Origin of the sequence: Staphylococcus auricularis (assembly GCF_051172115.1) — a bacterium.
GTDB classification, from domain to species: domain Bacteria; phylum Bacillota; class Bacilli; order Staphylococcales; family Staphylococcaceae; genus Staphylococcus; species Staphylococcus auricularis_A.
In genome coordinates, this window is the sequence record NZ_JBPIZN010000003.1 from 90,689 (window position 1) to 107,111 (window position 16,423).

Below are 16,423 nucleotides of genomic sequence, written 5' to 3' on the forward strand. Positions count from 1 at the left end.
AATTGCTCCTCAACGTCTTTAAGATTAAGATAACTTCATGAAAGCAAATATAATCGCGATAAGGACGATAGCGAATGACACGTTTATCACGATTTTCATGCCAGTTCGATCTCTAAACATCGTATTAAAAATCACTAAACTAATCGCTAAAGAGATCGCAAACATAATAATCGCTAGGATTAGATTTAGGAAAAATAAACTAATAATACCGATTACTAAAAAGACATTTGAAATGAGCGCCATGAGCTTGATCATTTTCGGATTGATAGTGGCTCACTCCTTCCTAACTAACGCTTACATGTCAAATTTATGTATCAATCAAATTGTACCATATTTATCCCAGTTTGAATTCTCGTAAGACCAATAACGAAAAAAGCACTTCACCAAGGTAGATGCAATCACTGCATCATACCTTTAATGAAGTGCTTTATTCAAAGCGGCTTTAGTTTCTAGACATACCTCTTAACATGTTTAACATATAAGTTAAACTACGGTTCATTTCATCGTCACGCAAGATACCCATCAAGCCGGTAATCGATGTTTTTTGATTTGGACTCGCTTGGTTCGCAACACGCAATCCTTTGTTGACTTTGTTTAATAAATGGCTCAAGTCGTCGACATTCAAATCACCGAGTAAGAACACAAGTGATGACATGTTCGTTACGAGACCATTATATTGTTCTTTATTCAACTCAACAGAGAATTTATTCGCGATAGTACCTAAGCTGTTGACCATACCTGCTGTCGCATCAAGCATTTTCTTATTATCTAATACCGTGATGAGATTGATGGCTTTTAAAATGGCGTCTTTATTTTCGCTGATGGCGTCCATCACTTCGTTGATGTTGTCTTGTTTGATTTCTTCTGGCGTCTTTTCATAACGTTTAATATTAGTAATTCTTTCTGCCATTATTTATTCACCTGATTTCCTGGGAAAATATAATCTTCACGTTCCCATTTATCTTGTACACGAACACTGTATTGTGGCTTACGTTGTTTATCAACACGGAAGTTTGTAGGGTTAAGTGGTGATTTACCTCTACGTGTTTTCACTTCCATACGACATGATGTACGTTTGTATGATGGAGTATCTGAATCTTTATCTACATCACTGTTTGTAAGTAGGTTAATCGCACCTGCTTGTTCACCGATGAGTGATGAGTTACTGTTCAATGGAATGTAAATTTCTTTACCTTTAACGCGATCTGTAACATGTACTGTTAATTCAGCTTCACCTGAGTCAGAAATCAATTTAACTTCTGCACCTTCATGAATATTACGATCTTCAGCGAGTTCAGGTGAAATTTCAACGAAGGCATTAGGTACTTTGTAAGAAATACCAGGAACACGATATGTCATGTTACCTTCGTGGAAGTGTTCTAATAAACGACCGTTATTCACATGTAAGTCATAGACATCATCTTGTTTGAAGAAGTTATCAAATGTTAATGGATATAATTTCGCTTTACCATTATCGAAATTGAAACCATTCAAGTATAATGTCGGTTCGTCTGAACCATCAGGTGCAACTGGCCATTGTAAGCTGTTGTAACCTTCTAAGCGATCGTAATTCACACCAGAATATAATGGTGTTAAGCTTGCGATTTCATCCATGATTTGTGAAGGATCTGTATAACCCCAGTCATGATCTAATGCTTTTGCAATCGCTTGGATGATTTGCCAGTCAGGTTTAGAGTTACCTTTAGGATCTAATGCTTGATATAAGCGTTGGATACGACGTTCTGTATTTGTAAATGTACCTGATTTTTCAAGTGAAGGACTTGCAGGTAGTACGACATCTGCGAATGATGCTGTGTAAGTAAAGAATGCATCTTGAACAACTAAGAAATCAACTTTTTCTAATGCAGCTTGTACGAAGTTGATATTTGAATCAACGATACCTGTATCTTCACCGTATAAGTACAAGCTATTGATTTCATCTGCGTGGATACCTTCCATCATTTGATGGTTATCTTTACCAACTTCACTTGGTAATGTTGTACCATAAGCACGTTCAAATTTAGCACGAACTTCATCGTCAGTTACATTTTGGTAACCAGTGAATTTGTCTGGCATACTACCCATGTCACTGCAACCTTGTACGTTGTTGTGACCACGTAAAGGATAAGCACCAGTACCTGGACGTCTGTAGTTACCTGTGATTAAGAGTAAGTTTGAAATTGCTGTTGAAGTATCACTACCGATGTCTTGTTGTGTGACACCCATAGCCCAACAGATGGAAACAGCATTTGCTTCGACCATTTGTTCAGCGAAGTCAATGAGATCTTCTTTAGGAATACCTGTTGTTTCTTCAGCATAGTCCATTGTGAATGTTTCTAGTGAACTGTAGTATTCATCGAAGTCATCGACCCATTCATCGATGAACGCTTTGTCGTGTTTATCGTGATCGATAATGTATTTCGCTACAGCAGATAACCAAACTAAGTCAGTACCTGGTTTAGGTTGATAGAAATTGTCCGCACGTTGTGCCATTTCATGTTTACGAATATCGAACACGTTCAATGTGTTGTTGTAAAGTTTATGACCGCGTTTGATACGTGAAGCGATAACAGGGTGTGCTTCAGCTGTATTTGTACCTATGAGTACGACCATATCTGCTTTTTCTAGATCGTCGATTGAGCCTGAGTCACCACCATGACCTACAGTTCTAAAGAGACCTTTTGTCGCTGGTGCTTGGCAATAACGTGAACAGTTGTCGACGTTGTTTGTGCCGATAACTTGGCGTGCAAGTTTTTGCATTAAGTAAGATTCTTCGTTTGTTGCTTTAGAAGAAGAAATGAATGCAAGGTGGTCGGAACCTTTATTGTCGCGAATATCTTTGAAGTTATCCGCGATGACGTTGATTGCTTCTTCCCATCCTACTTCTACGAATTCATTACCTTTACGTACAAGTGGTTGAGTTAAGCGTTCGTCTGAATCTACGTAATCCCAACCGAATTTACCTTTCACACAAGTTGAAATGTGGTTAGCTGGTGATTCTGGTTGAGGTTGTACTTTAAGTACTTCTCTATCTTTCGTCCATACATCGAATGAGCAACCTACGCCGCAATATGTACAAACGGTTTTTGTTTTTTCAATTCTTTCTTTACGCATCTCTGCTTCTGAGTCTGAAACTGCGAATAATGGACCGTAACCTGGTTCTGCTTTTTTAGTTAAGTCAATCATCGCAGCTAATGATCCAGGTTCTAAGTCTGTCATATAACCTGCGTTACCTTCCATGTTTACCTCCATCATTGCGTTACAAGGACAAACGGTTGCACATTGTCCGCATCCTACACATGATGAATCATTAATAGATGTATCGTTATCCCAGATAACACGAGGTTGTTGACGTTCCCAATCGATCGTTAATGTTTCGTTAACTTGGACGTCCTGACAAACTTCTACGCAGCGACCGCAAAGAATACATTGGTTTGGATCATAGCGATAAAATGGGCCGTAATCTTTTTCATATGGTTTTTCTTTATATTCATATGTTTGATGTTGTAAGCCCCATTGATCCATCGTATTATGTATTTCACAGTCACCATTGTTATAGTCACAAACTGTGCAGTACAATTGGTGTTTTTCTAATATACGATCTAATGCTTCTTTTTGGCTTGTTTGTACACGATCGTTTTGTGTATTCACTACCATTGGTCGATCTATTGTTGTGCTACACGCACGTTCAATGCGACCATCTATTTCTACAGTACATGTATCACAAGTTTGGATTGGCCCTAGCGATTCGTTATAACAAATGGAAGGGACAAACGTATCTCGTGATTTGATGAACTCTAGTAAATTTGTTCCTGGCTCAACAAGATAATCTTTGCCATCTAGCGTGACAATCAAATGTTGTTGCATCCAACCACCCCTTAATATATTAATTCACCATACCCGCATGGTAGATCTATGATTTTCGTTTAGTTACATGAATAATTTACAATCATTCTAAAAAGCCCCACACTCTTCAGAACAATGTTAATACTATTTTATACTGTAATAATTATAATGTTAAGGGATTACATCAAAATTTATAATAACTTTTATAATCGCGCACTATATTATCATTTGTAATATATTTGTAACAGGTATATCTTATCCCACTTTCTCCATATATAAATAACAATGGGATATCACCTCAATCACTCGACCATGGCAATATCCCATTTCATTCTCATTTATAAATTAATATTTTCTTTAATACGTGATTCTACTTGTTGTAAGGAATCATCACTTGGCACAAAGTAATATAGACCATCGCTTTGAATGCCACCTTGGCCTTCTAACTGATATTTATTCACGGTTTCATTTGCATCTCTATAATGAGAAGCAATCTGTCTTAACTCTCCAATAGATAAATCGGTTTGAATGTGATCTTGTACGTGATTCATTAAGCCATTAAAGTGTGTCAGTGATTTCGCGCTTGTCAGTTCATCCGCCAAACTTTGGATGACCAGTTGTTGTCTATATTGTCTACCGAAGTCACCGCCAGCACCGTCTTCTTTACGGCTACGTATAAAGTCCATCGCCGCTTCACCATTTAAATGAACTTGTTCCCCTTCATTAAAGGTTTGTCCATTGTATGAAAATGAAGCATTACTTGTCACATCTATACCGCCGACTGTATCAATCATGTCTTTCATTCCATCCATATTTACCGTCGCATAATGATCAATTGGAACGTTTAATAATTGTTCGAGAGATTTAACTGCCATGTCCGGTCCACCGTATGCATAAGCGTGATTGATTTTCTCAGTTGTGGCTCGACCGACTATTTCTGCTTGGGTGTCTCGAGGAATACTGATCATTTCAGTCGTTTTTCGCTCAGGGTTCACCGCAAGTAACATGATAGTATCACTGCGTTCCCCGCCACTATTTGCTGTTCGCTCGGAATCAGAGTCTACACCAAATAGCGCAATCGTAAATGGTTCTCCTTTGGATAAATCCACTTGTTTATCCCTCATTTCTGAGTGATTGCGATCTAAAGGGTTATGAATGGAATCTCCCACTACAAATACTTTATAAGAAAAGTAAGCTACTGCAGCAATCGCTATAACGATGAGAACCCCCACAATCCATAATAATAGTTTAGCAGGCAAACTCATCTTAGATCTTGTTCTATATTCTGCACGCTTCAACGTTAGCACATCCTATCTCTTCTGTTGCATTTGATTTAATTATAGCGATATTTTTATTTTATACATTGTACTAAAGTCTTATTTTTGATAACCATCGCCGTCGTTCAATATATCGAGCACTTGTTGATGGCAACCTTTATTGCTAATGATGAACGGTCCACCTTTTGCAAAATCAACCGGTTCATTGTCGAGCGTCGTCATTTTAAGTCCAAGCTCTGAAGCAAAGAGGAATTGTGCACCGATATCCCAAGGTTTCGGATTGGTATTCACATGTGCACCAAACTGACCTTTAATCACACGCATCGAATCTAAGCCACAAGAACCGATGATTCGATAACTAAATGACGCATCAAATAACGCTTTAACGGTTTGTAAATTTAATACTTGCGCATTAAATGATAGAATCGCATCTTTTATATCCATCGTATGCGGTGGCTTTAATGGTTGGTCATTCGCATAGGCACCCTCACCTTTAATGGCTTTATAAAGTATACCGTTTGGATAGTCATAAATGTAGGACAACATCGGCTCACTATCGACAAAATAAGCTAAGATGACACAATAATCGGTTTGCTGCTTGACCAAATTCATCGTGCCATCGATTGGATCCATCACCCATACATGTCCGTGATATGCGTCTATCTGTTGATTTGATTTTTCTTCAGCAAGCAGTTGGTGTGACGGATAAAAATGTTGGAGAAATTGTTCAAAGTTTTGTTGAATGTCTCGATCGACATTCGTCACTAAATCAAAGCGATTTTGTTTCGTATCGGTTTCCATGTGCTCGATTAAACGGGGAATTGTCACATTCAAGGTAGAAAACCATGATCTTACCGCTACATCTATATCAAACAATTGTTGTTTATCCATCTCAGACACCTCGTTCATGTATTTTCCTGTATTTTATCACAATCATACTTCTTTAGGGAATGCCTCTCTGCGTCGTGTCTCACTCTCTCTATTTTCAAAATGATTTTATTTACTCTCTATTTTTCCAAGGCGCTGTTCCCCTTTATAAAATTAATAGCAATATTAAGAGGCTGAGACACGCGAATGTCCCAGCCTCAAAACAGAAAGGAAAGTAAGTAATAAATATTGAAGATGTTATATATAGTAACCCTGCGAATCAAAAGCTGTGTTCAAAACCCATGATATATGGTCCGTCATACAACTCAATTCGCTATCCCCTTGTTACTAATTTAATGATAACACAAAGCCGTTTAAAATGTAAGCGTTTTCTAAAAATAATTTGCTTTTCTATGTTAAATGTGTCATTCAACCCGCTTTTCCACGAACTCATAGTATTTTCAAAATGAGCTTTTCACACATTTTTCGCCACCCCTTCTCAAACATAAGCTAAATATCGCCTAAATGTTGTCATAGTAAGAGATATGATATAATACACTTAAGAAAATGTATCTACGTTCTTTGGAGGTGACTTTCGAATGAAAAAACGTGAACGTCAGCAGCAGTTAGTTGAAGTGATTCGGAACCAAGACATTCAATCTACCGCAGCATTAGCCAGAGCTTTAAACGTATCAAAACGTACAATTACACGTGATATTAAAGAATTAGAAGAACAAGGTGTGCAATTAATCGCACATCACGGCAAGCACGGCGGCTACCAAATTCAATCACAACATCATGAATACACATTGAAGTTAAATGAAAAGCAACTATCAGCTTTATTTTTAATATTGAAAGAAAGCGAAGCAACGTCAGCATTACCTTACAAAGCCGAAATCAAACATATACTGAAACAATGCTTATCCTTGTCCCACACAAAATTACGCAATACTTTAAGAGAACTAGATCATTACATTAAATTCGAAACGTCGCGGGCACCTCAGTTACCTTCATTGTTTTCCGATATCCTCATCTATTGCGCAGAACGCAATGTGATGGCGTTAGAATATTTAAACGAGCATACCATTGAAACAGACAACGTGATCTTTATCGGCCTCATATGTGACGATGCCATCTGGTATGTAGTGATCTTTGAAATCGGTTCTGGTTGTACGAAAGTCATCCCAATCGATATCATTCAAGACATTGCATATTCATTCAAAAAGACCATCAAAACCCAAGATATTAACATCCATAATTATCACGAATTTTTAAGTCCTTCTGAAAACGAATAATTCAGAGGACTTTTTAATTTGTTTGTCTCTCCCACGTTGTCATTCTAAGTCTTCTTCCTTCAAAATTTTCATTTTCCAAAATAATTCGATCGAAATTGTAAGCGCTTCTAAATGAGTGCTTTGAATGGTTTTAGCATTTTATATTAAATTGTAAAACAATTAAATATATTGTATAATGTAAGCGATTATAGTATGTGAAGGAGGAGTTAGATGCATGGGTTTTCTGTCTATTTAGGTACGCCTTTAAATCAATCATATATAAGGGAGATGATTGATTTAGGGTTCACCACGATATTCACCTCATTACAAATACCTGAGGACAATGCGGCTGGGGTTTATGATCGGTTAGATACGTTAGTCAATCTATGCGACGATTCCAATATAACTATGATGTTAGACGTTAACCCTTCCTTACTTAATCAACGTTTTTACAGTTTATTTAACAATGATTCAAATTTACGATATGTCTTACGCATCGATAATGATACCTCTGTTCAAGTCGTCAATCGTATTTTAGAAGCAGGCTTTTCCTGCTGTTTAAATGCAAGTACGATCGACACGTCATTATTGCAAGCGTTAGTACGACATACAAAATATTTTAAACATCTTATTTATTGTCATAATTACTATCCTCGTCCTGATACAGGGATTAGTGAATCCCACATGTCAGCACAGAATCAATTGATTCGATCTTTCAATAGTGACGCACAAATCTTTGGCTTTATACCTGGCACGACATATCGTGGAACGCTTTTTAAAGGGTTACCTTCACTGGAAAGCGTGCGATATGTACATCCAATTGTTGCCGCACAACGGCTACAAGATTGTGGTACCACACATATTTTAGTTGGAGATCCAGAATTAGCACATCATCACGCAAAGGGATTAAGCGCGATGTTACAGCAACGCCATTTCGATCTCCACATAGAACTTTACACGTTAGATAAAATAGAAACATCGATTCGTTCGATACTCGAACCAATGCATACAGTAAGACCTGATCTTGCTGCTAAAGTCATTCGTTCAGCAGAAGCACGTCGCTTTTGTTCACACCACATTACCCCTTCTCATACAACCTTACGTAAGAAGGGAGACATTACGATCGACAACACACGAAACGGACGTTATGAAGGAGAGCTGCAACTCATCAAAGCAGAGTTACCTGCCCACCCTCACGTCAATGTTGTCGGTCGCATCCAACCCCATGAACTTGATATAATCGACTGTTTACGTCCGAATGATACGTTTCGTTTAATACAAGCAATGGGGGAATGAATAATGAAAAAATTAACAACAGAAGCGAGAAATCGTGCGACGATGCATCTAGATGAAATGTCAATCTACGACGCATTGAAAGTGATGAATCTCGAAGATCAATTAGTGCCAAGTTTAATCTCAGAGCACTTACAAACACTGACAGAAATCATCCAAACGACAACACGACAGTTTAACGATGGCGGTCGGATCATCTACATGGGCGCAGGTACAAGTGGTCGTTTAGGTGTACTTGATGCTGTAGAGTGTATACCTACCTTTAACGTCAGTCGCGATCAAGTGATTGGTCTCATTGCAGGCGGTCCTTCAGCGATGAAAGAAGCTGTTGAAGGTGCTGAAGATGATCCATCACAAGGGGCTACTGATTTAAAAGAGCTGCATTTACAACCTGAAGATGTCGTCATAGGTATTGCTGCAAGTGGTCAGACACCGTATGTTATCGGTGGCTTAAACTTCGCTAATGATGTAGGCGCTTACACTGTTGCGATTGCGTGTAATCAAGATACTTCTATAGGAAAGCTTGCACAGTATCCACTGGAAATACCTGTAGGACCAGAAGTACTGACCGGTTCAACCCGATTAAAAGCAGGTTCTGCTCAGAAGATGATCTTAAATATGATTTCAACGCTCACAATGGTAGGTGCTGGAAAAGTCTATGATAACTTGATGGTTGACGTTAAGCCTACGAATCAAAAATTAGTACAACGTGCTGTTCATATTATTGAAGAAATATGTGAGGTCTCACAAACAGAAGCTCAAGATTTATATGAAGCTGCAAACCATGATTTAAAAGTAGCGATTGTGATGCATATGCGTGACTGTTCTCCTAATGAAGCCACACAACGACTCACAGCGCATCATGGAAAAATTAAAGCAGCGCTCAAAGATAATTAAATCGTGTAACAGAACATATGTCGAGGAGGCATTTTATGACGAAAGAACAAACCCTTGCGCATCAGATTATCGATGCTGTCGGTGGTATGAACAACATGGACAGTGTCATTAATTGCATGACGCGCATTCGAATCAAAGTTAAAGATCAATCCTTAGTAGACTATCAAACGTTGAGACAAATTAAAGGTGTATTAGGCGTTGTTGAAGACGAACAACTTCAAATTGTTTTAGGTCCTGGCGTCGTGACAAAGGTCGCCAATGCCATCGCCGAAGAGAGCGGCGCCCCACTCGGTGAAGACATTCCTGAACAAATGACGAAACAAAACGATTACAAAGCTACAGCCGAAGCACACGCACAAACCCAAAAAGAAACGTTTCAACAAAAACATAAACGTGGCCCAGTGAGTCATGTTTTACGTAGTATCGCAAACATCTTTATCCCACTCATCCCAGCCTTTATCGGTGCAGGATTGATTGGCGGTATTGGTGCAATACTAGACAACATGTTATCAGCTCAAGTCATCACTGCAGACTGGGTGACACAACTGGTAACCGTACTCAATGTCATTAAAGATGGTATGCTCGCATATTTAGCAATTTTCACTGGTATTAATGCCGCTAAAGAGTTCGGTGCTACACCTGGTTTAGGTGGTGTGATTGGAGGTACAACCTTACTCACCGGTGTGGATGATAAAAATGCTATCATGAACATTTTCACCGGCGATGCATTACAACCTGGTCAAGGTGGTATCATCGGCGTCATCTTCGCAGTTTGGTTATTAAGCTTAGTTGAAAAACGATTACATAAAGTCGTACCCAATGCGATTGACATTATCGTTACACCGACGATTTCATTATTGTGTATTGGTTTATTAACTATATTTATTATCATGCCTTTAGCAGGTTTCGTTTCTGATGGACTCGTTTATGTAGTGAACTGGGTCATCGACATAGGAGGCGTATTCAGCGGCTTTATTATCGGTGCATTCTTCCTACCACTCGTCATGTTAGGATTGCATCATATCTTCACACCGATTCATGTAGAAATGATCAACCAAACAGGCGCAACTTATTTATTACCTATCGCTGCGATGGCAGGTGCTGGCCAAGTCGGTGCCGCTTTAGCCTTATGGGTGCGCTGTCGTAAAAATACGACGTTGCGTGAAATCCTTAAAGGGGCACTTCCAGTCGGCATCCTCGGTATTGGTGAGCCCCTCATTTACGGAGTGACATTACCTTTAGGACGTCCGTTCATCACTGCATGTATCGGTGGCGGTATTGGTGGTGCTGTGATTGCAGGTATTGGTCATATTGGCGCAATTGCCATTGGTCCAAGTGGTGTTTCACTCTTACCATTAATTGCCGATCATCAATATCTTGGCTACATCGCTGGTTTATTAGCAGCTTATGCAGGTGGCTTCTTATTCACCTATTTCTTTGGCACAACGAAAGCAATGCGACAATCTGATACGCTAGGCGGTCAATCATGAAAAATATACTTTATACTATAGGTCAAGAATATAATAATTTTACGCATAGTGAGCAGAAAATTGCAGATTATATCTTAAACGCACCGCATCGTGTCATTAATATGACAGCGATTGACTTATCGAAAGCGACCGATACGAGTCCTACCTCGATCGCTCGTTTTCTTAAAAAAGTAACGGATGGTGGTTATCGCGAATTACAAAATTCGATTTCACACTATATTCCTGAGCATGCCACTCAAAACAATCGCTTAGAAATCGCAAGCAATGAATCTGTGGAATCACTCACTTCAAAAATGGTGTCTCGTGTGAAAAGAACCGTCGACACGGTATCTGAATACGTTGACCCACTTAAAGTGGATTATATTTGTGACATGATCAAAGCTTCGAGAACCATCTTCTTATTTGGATATGGTTCTTCAGCAATTGTTGCGACAGACTTATATCAAAAATTAACGCGTTTAGGCATTAATGTGCGACTCATCACGGAAACACATCTATTTACAGTGACGTTGTCATCTCATGATGCCCGTGACTGTATCATCTTTATTACGAATCGCGGAGAACACAGTGAATTACTATCTATGGCACGTGTCGCAAATGACCATCATATTCCAATGGTGACGATCTCTAGCAATGATGATAACCCCATTGCTGAGTTGTCAGATGTGACATTAGTGCACGGCCCGACGGATGAAAATGACTTCCGTATGGCTGCAACAACGTCAATGTTTGCGCAACTTTTCATCATTGACGTGTTATTCTATCGCTACATTGCGCTCAATTTCCGTAGTGCACTCGATACGATTACACAATCTAAACTGTCGCTCGGAAACTATCACAAACATTTATCTAATATTTACTACAAACACTAATCATACAACATAAAACCGCTATGCAAGGCCATTCGCCTTACATAGCGGTTTTTAGTTTAAATTTGTTTTTTATCGTCTAATTTATGATAGCCTTTTAAGAAATAGAACGCTGTCATGAATCCTAAGAAGATAAAGCCAATCACAACTGAGACAACAGTTTCTTTGTTGAATAGCATGCCGATCAACACCATGATAAAGAATGCCATCGTGAGGTAGTTTGTAAATGCGCCGCCCGGCATTTTGAATGGATGACCTTCCACTTCTTCAGGATGATTCTTTCTAAATTTCAAATGGCTAATTAATATCATAAACCATGGCACCATACCTGGTAAGATAGATGCACTATAAACGTAAACAAAGACGCTTTCAGCACCTTCAATGAATAACGGTAAAATCACATTTAGTAGTGCACCGATTAAGATACCTGTACCAATTGCTAATACAGCATAGAACGGTACCCCATTTTTCATCACACGTGTGAAGAACTTAGGTAATTGACCATAGTTCGCTAACGTATATGTCATACGACTCGCGCTAAAGATACCTGAGTTACATCCTGACATTGCTGCTGTTAACACAACGAAGTTAATAAAACCTGCAGCAAAAGTAATACCAACTTTCGCGAATGTTGCAACAAATGGACTACCAATGCTGCCTAGTTCATCCCAAGGATAAACAGTTACGATAACGAAGATTGCACCAATGTAGAAAATGAGAATACGCCAAATCACACCATTGACTGCTGATTTGATGTTTTTATGTGGATCTTTCGTTTCACCCGCAGTAATACCGATTAATTCTACACCTTGGTAAGATCCGATAACGATGGAAAGCGCAAAGAAGAAACCAATCCATCCATTAGGTAAGAAACCACCGTGCTCCCATAAGTTAGAGAGACCAATCGCTTCTCCACCATTACCGAGGCCAAAGAAAATCAATCCAAATCCTGCGATGATCATTAAGATGATCGTTACGACTTTAATCATTGCAAACCAAAATTCAAATTCCCCGAATGCTTTAACGGAAGTTAAGTTCGCTGCGAGTAGGAGTAAGACGACAATGACGCCTGGAATCCACTGCGGTAAATCAGGGAACCAGTAATTCATATACTCACCAACTGCTATAACCTCACTCATACCAACAACTATCCACTGAAATATATTACTCCAAGCTGTTAAATAGCCCGCCACAGGGTGAATGTAGTCACTGGCAAATGAAGCGAACGAACCCGTCGTTGGATGCACATAAACCATTTCACCCATCGCACGCATCACTAAGAAGATAAATAGTCCTGTGATTAAATACGCAAAAATAACTGACGGACCTGTCCATTTAATCGTACTCGTCGCGCCCATAAACAATCCAACACCGATTGTCCCTCCGAGCGCAATCATACGCATCTGGCGCGCGCTTAATCCCCTTTTTAATTCATTATTCTCACTCATAATTCAAACCCTTTCTCTCATCATGATAATTCTATGAAACCTTCTTTTAGTTGTCGTTCATGGCACTCATGATTGATGAAGCTCATTTCCCCGACGCTTTGTTTAATAATTTATAAGTTATGATACGACGTTTTCGAAAAATTGAAATAATTAGTTTTATAACTATATGTAAAGGCTTTCATAACTGTTTTCAATTGTATGTTATTCGCAGGCAAAATGCAAAGTAAATTTAGTACACTTTTACTTATAACTTCACTTATTGCTTTATTACGTTTGAGTACAAGGGATTTACGTTTCTTTTTTAGAAAAATGAAATCAATTGTCTCATATTACGTCTGATTATCTGTACAACTTAAACTTATGAGTTTGATTATCGTCGCACTTGTGAGATATGATATAATTTTAATAAGCTATATTAAAGGAAGATTATATGCAAAAACATTTATTGTCACGCACCGTTGTACTCTCAATCATTATTGGTATACTATTCTTCTTGCTGAATTATTTTACGCAAGATGAGGCAGCGTTTTGGCCTGTATTCGCAAAATCAATCTTAGCCATGGTCGTTTTTGGTTTATTGTATTTCACATTATTTTCTATGATGAATACGCCAGATCGTAAAATACGTATGGGGATAGCGATTCCTGTGGCACTACTGATTGGTATGATCGTAGGTGCGCTATTTGATTTTATGAAAACTGGAATTATTGTCGGTTTAATCGTCGGTATAATGGCGGGTTATATATGGGAATGGATCGTTAAGCCTAAGCGAGGAGATGATAACAAATGACGATCGTTATCGGATTAATCATACTTGTGTTACTTCTATTAAGCATGATCCCGAATTATAAAGTGATGAAAGAAGCACAAGCTAATGGTGAAAATAATAAACGTGCAAAATTAATGTTTGGTGTAGATGCGATTTTACTCGTACTCATTGTTGTGACGTTGATCTTCAATATTATCCAACATTAAACAACATTATTTACATACAAGTGGGACAGAAATGCAAATGTTTCTGCCCCACTTTTTAATGCTTTATTTTAAATAAAATTAATAGAAGCCCTCTTTATTGCTTTGATCCCTTCGCGATTCAAAATTGATGGCGTAATACAAAATAATAAAGTAAGCCCGCGCATAATAAATAAATGACGGAACTGATCATAAATGCGCGAAAATGAATACGAAACGGGATTTCCTTTTTGGATAAAGGACCAAGTACTAAATTACTGATTGCTAAAATAATAGGTCCTGCTAGAAAAAAGAGTATGATATAACCATTCATCTTTATTCCTTCCCTTGTCGGATATATTGTTCAAATATGTCTAAAGCTGGTACTTCTTTTGCTAAATGCGTAATGTCACTAAAGTCTTGACTTTCAGTGATTGGATTCGTGTTTACGATCACATCAAGCCCAGCTCTGACTGCAGAGGTAGCTCCGTTAATCGAATCTTCTAGAGCTAAACAATGCTCTGGATTAAAATGAAGTGCTTGAGCCGCTGTTAAATAGGGTTCTGGATCGGGCTTAACTTGTGAAACTGCTTCTCTTCCAATCATAACATCTATGTATTGATCTAACCCTAATGCTTTGTAAGCCGCTTCAATATCTTTCGTATAACTACTCGTTGCGATAGCCATAGGGATATTGTGTTGCTTTAATTGTTGCAACAACTTATCTATACCCGTTCTGAACGGTAATTCATCCATCGTGTGGTGATGAATTTCATATATTTCAGCTTTTTTCTCATCTCCTAATGCTTTTGTTAAGTAATCTTGAAGCTCTTGAGCCGCCCCACCAATGGAACGTTGGTAAAATGCTTTCGACACAGGTTCAGCACCATATTTGGTTAACTGTGCATTGATGACGTCGAATAAGTGGGTTTCACTATCTATCAATGTACCATCGAAGTCGAAAATAACTGCCTGATACATCGCTTCACCTTCTTTCGCTGTTGTGCTGTTCATCGCTTGTCGATGTTAATTTGAATATAAACATTGTGCTCAGTTTAATATAAAGATAGAATTGCGCCTATTTCATTTGCCTTCTTTTCCTGACCAATAACGTGCCAAAATAGGTCCAGAAATATTATGAATAAAACTAAATACTGCGCCAGGTAATGCCGCAAATGGACTGATATGTGCTGTCGCTAATGAAACAGCAAGTCCGGAATTTTGCATGCCCACTTCAATAGAGACGGCTTTCTTATCAGCATAGTTCAATCTCAATAGTTTCGCACATAGATATCCTAAACTATAACCCGTCACATTATGTAGAATGACGATGAGGAAAATCAGTAAACCAGATGTTAAAATCACAGTTTTACTACCAGCTACGACTGCAGCTAGAATGAGGGATATGGCTATAACTGAAACGATCGGTAATGCTTCTGCAGACTTCTCAGCTACAGGTCGAGCTAATTTTTGAATAATAAGCCCAAGTAAGATTGGAACTAAGATGACCTTCACGACTGAAAATAACATATCTATAAAAGAAACTTGTAACCATTGATGTGCAAATACAAAAATGAGTAGTGGTGTGAGTATCGGTGCCAACAATGTAGACACTGTCGTAATCGCAACCGACAAGGCAACATTTGCTTTAGCAAGATAACTCATCACGTTACTCGATGTACCACCCGGACAACAACCCACCAGAATCACACCGACAGCTAATTCATCCGGAAGTTGAAAAATGATGGCTAATACAAAAGCAGTAACTGGCATAATCGTATATTGTAAAATAACGCCGATCACTACTGCCCTTGGTGCTTGGACGACAATTTTGAAGTCTTCAGGTTTAATTGAGAGTCCCATGCCTAACATTACGATACCGAGCAAGTAAGGCACCCACCCTCCGAGTTGAGATAATGCGCTTGGAAATACAAATCCCAACAATGCTGCGACAAGCATCCATACGAGGAAATTATTCGTTGCAAATTGGCTGATTCTCGATAACATCTTGTCACTCCTTTCAATTGATATTAATAATAAGCTAGCATATTTATAGTTGATAAACAATAACACTATTCAAATAATTCACATTTTTATTTCGATTAATTCAATATTTTTTTAACTTCATTCCATAGACCTAGTGAAATGTGTGTGAAAGCATGGTACAATTTAATTGAACTTAAAACGTGTAAAAATATCATGCAAGTCACA

Annotated in this window: 16 protein-coding genes; 7 read left to right on the forward strand and 9 right to left on the reverse strand. The window is 38.5% G+C overall.

What is annotated here, in order from left to right; translation table 11 throughout:
* Positions 1-24: 24 nt before the first annotated feature.
* The 5 genes from ACSBRB_RS06900 to ACSBRB_RS06920 form a co-directional block, all read right to left on the reverse strand.
* A complete protein-coding gene (locus ACSBRB_RS06900; protein WP_059107629.1) occupies positions 25-243 on the reverse strand; it encodes a hypothetical protein in 219 nt (72 codons plus the stop codon).
* 199 nt (positions 244-442) lie between these two features.
* Complete coding sequence (locus ACSBRB_RS06905) at positions 443-910, reverse strand: helical membrane plugin domain-containing protein (protein ID WP_435032174.1); 468 nt, start codon at positions 908-910, stop codon at positions 443-445.
* Complete coding sequence (gene fdhF / locus ACSBRB_RS06910; RefSeq protein ID WP_435032175.1) at positions 910-3,867, reverse strand: formate dehydrogenase subunit alpha; 2,958 nt, start codon at positions 3,865-3,867, stop codon at positions 910-912. The genes ACSBRB_RS06905 and fdhF overlap by 1 nt, the downstream gene beginning before the upstream one ends.
* Before the next feature lie 317 nt (positions 3,868-4,184).
* Positions 4,185-5,111: an LCP family glycopolymer transferase gene (locus ACSBRB_RS06915; RefSeq protein WP_435032348.1), complete on the reverse strand. Its 927-nt coding sequence runs from the start codon at positions 5,109-5,111 to the stop codon at positions 4,185-4,187.
* Positions 5,112-5,222: 111 nt separating this feature from the next.
* Entirely contained in the window at positions 5,223-6,014 is a 792-nt protein-coding gene (locus tag ACSBRB_RS06920) for an inositol monophosphatase family protein (protein ID WP_435032176.1), read from the reverse strand.
* 575 nt (positions 6,015-6,589) lie between these two features.
* Between ACSBRB_RS06920 and ACSBRB_RS06925 the strand changes: the two genes are divergently transcribed.
* The 5 genes from ACSBRB_RS06925 (at position 6,590) to ACSBRB_RS06945 (ending at position 11,816) form a co-directional block, all read left to right on the forward strand.
* Entirely contained in the window at positions 6,590-7,285 is a 696-nt protein-coding gene (locus ACSBRB_RS06925) for a helix-turn-helix transcriptional regulator (protein WP_435032177.1), read from the forward strand.
* A gap of 210 nt (positions 7,286-7,495) precedes the next feature.
* Complete coding sequence (locus tag ACSBRB_RS06930; protein ID WP_435032179.1) at positions 7,496-8,560, forward strand: MupG family TIM beta-alpha barrel fold protein; 1,065 nt, start codon at positions 7,496-7,498, stop codon at positions 8,558-8,560.
* Between the two features lie 3 nt (positions 8,561-8,563).
* The gene (gene murQ / locus ACSBRB_RS06935) at positions 8,564-9,454 is read left to right on the forward strand and encodes an N-acetylmuramic acid 6-phosphate etherase (protein WP_435032180.1); all 891 of its coding nucleotides are present in this window, start codon (positions 8,564-8,566) and stop codon (positions 9,452-9,454) included.
* Between the two features lie 35 nt (positions 9,455-9,489).
* Positions 9,490-10,944 (forward strand): PTS transporter subunit EIIC, encoded by a 1,455-nt coding sequence (locus tag ACSBRB_RS06940; RefSeq protein WP_435032181.1) that lies wholly within the window; start codon positions 9,490-9,492, stop codon positions 10,942-10,944.
* On the forward strand, positions 10,941-11,816 hold the full coding sequence (locus ACSBRB_RS06945; RefSeq protein WP_435032182.1) for a MurR/RpiR family transcriptional regulator: 876 nt from the start codon (positions 10,941-10,943) through the stop codon (positions 11,814-11,816). Before ACSBRB_RS06940 ends, ACSBRB_RS06945 begins: the two co-directional genes overlap by 4 nt.
* Positions 11,817-11,872: 56 nt before the next feature.
* Here ACSBRB_RS06945 and ACSBRB_RS06950 read toward each other — a convergent pair whose 3' ends face one another.
* Positions 11,873-13,261, reverse strand: a complete 1,389-nt coding sequence (locus tag ACSBRB_RS06950; protein ID WP_435032183.1) for an amino acid permease — start codon at positions 13,259-13,261, stop codon at positions 11,873-11,875.
* A gap of 430 nt (positions 13,262-13,691) precedes the next feature.
* Between ACSBRB_RS06950 and ACSBRB_RS06955 the strand changes: the two genes are divergently transcribed.
* Both ACSBRB_RS06955 and ACSBRB_RS06960 read left to right on the forward strand, forming a co-directional pair.
* On the forward strand, positions 13,692-14,051 hold the full coding sequence (locus ACSBRB_RS06955) for a hypothetical protein (RefSeq protein ID WP_435032184.1): 360 nt from the start codon (positions 13,692-13,694) through the stop codon (positions 14,049-14,051).
* Entirely contained in the window at positions 14,048-14,236 is a 189-nt protein-coding gene (locus ACSBRB_RS06960) for a hypothetical protein (protein WP_435032185.1), read from the forward strand. The genes ACSBRB_RS06955 and ACSBRB_RS06960 overlap by 4 nt, the downstream gene beginning before the upstream one ends.
* A 118-nt stretch (positions 14,237-14,354) precedes the next feature.
* Here ACSBRB_RS06960 and ACSBRB_RS06965 read toward each other — a convergent pair whose 3' ends face one another.
* The 3 genes from ACSBRB_RS06965 to ACSBRB_RS06975 form a co-directional block, all read right to left on the reverse strand.
* Positions 14,355-14,546, reverse strand: coding sequence for a hypothetical protein (locus ACSBRB_RS06965; protein WP_435032186.1), 192 nt, complete (start codon positions 14,544-14,546; stop codon positions 14,355-14,357).
* Positions 14,547-14,548: 2 nt separating this feature from the next.
* On the reverse strand, positions 14,549-15,193 hold the full coding sequence (locus tag ACSBRB_RS06970; protein ID WP_435032187.1) for an HAD family hydrolase: 645 nt from the start codon (positions 15,191-15,193) through the stop codon (positions 14,549-14,551).
* 102 nt (positions 15,194-15,295) lie between these two features.
* A complete protein-coding gene (locus ACSBRB_RS06975; RefSeq protein ID WP_435032188.1) occupies positions 15,296-16,219 on the reverse strand; it encodes a bile acid:sodium symporter family protein in 924 nt (307 codons plus the stop codon).
* Positions 16,220-16,423 lie beyond the last annotated feature (204 nt).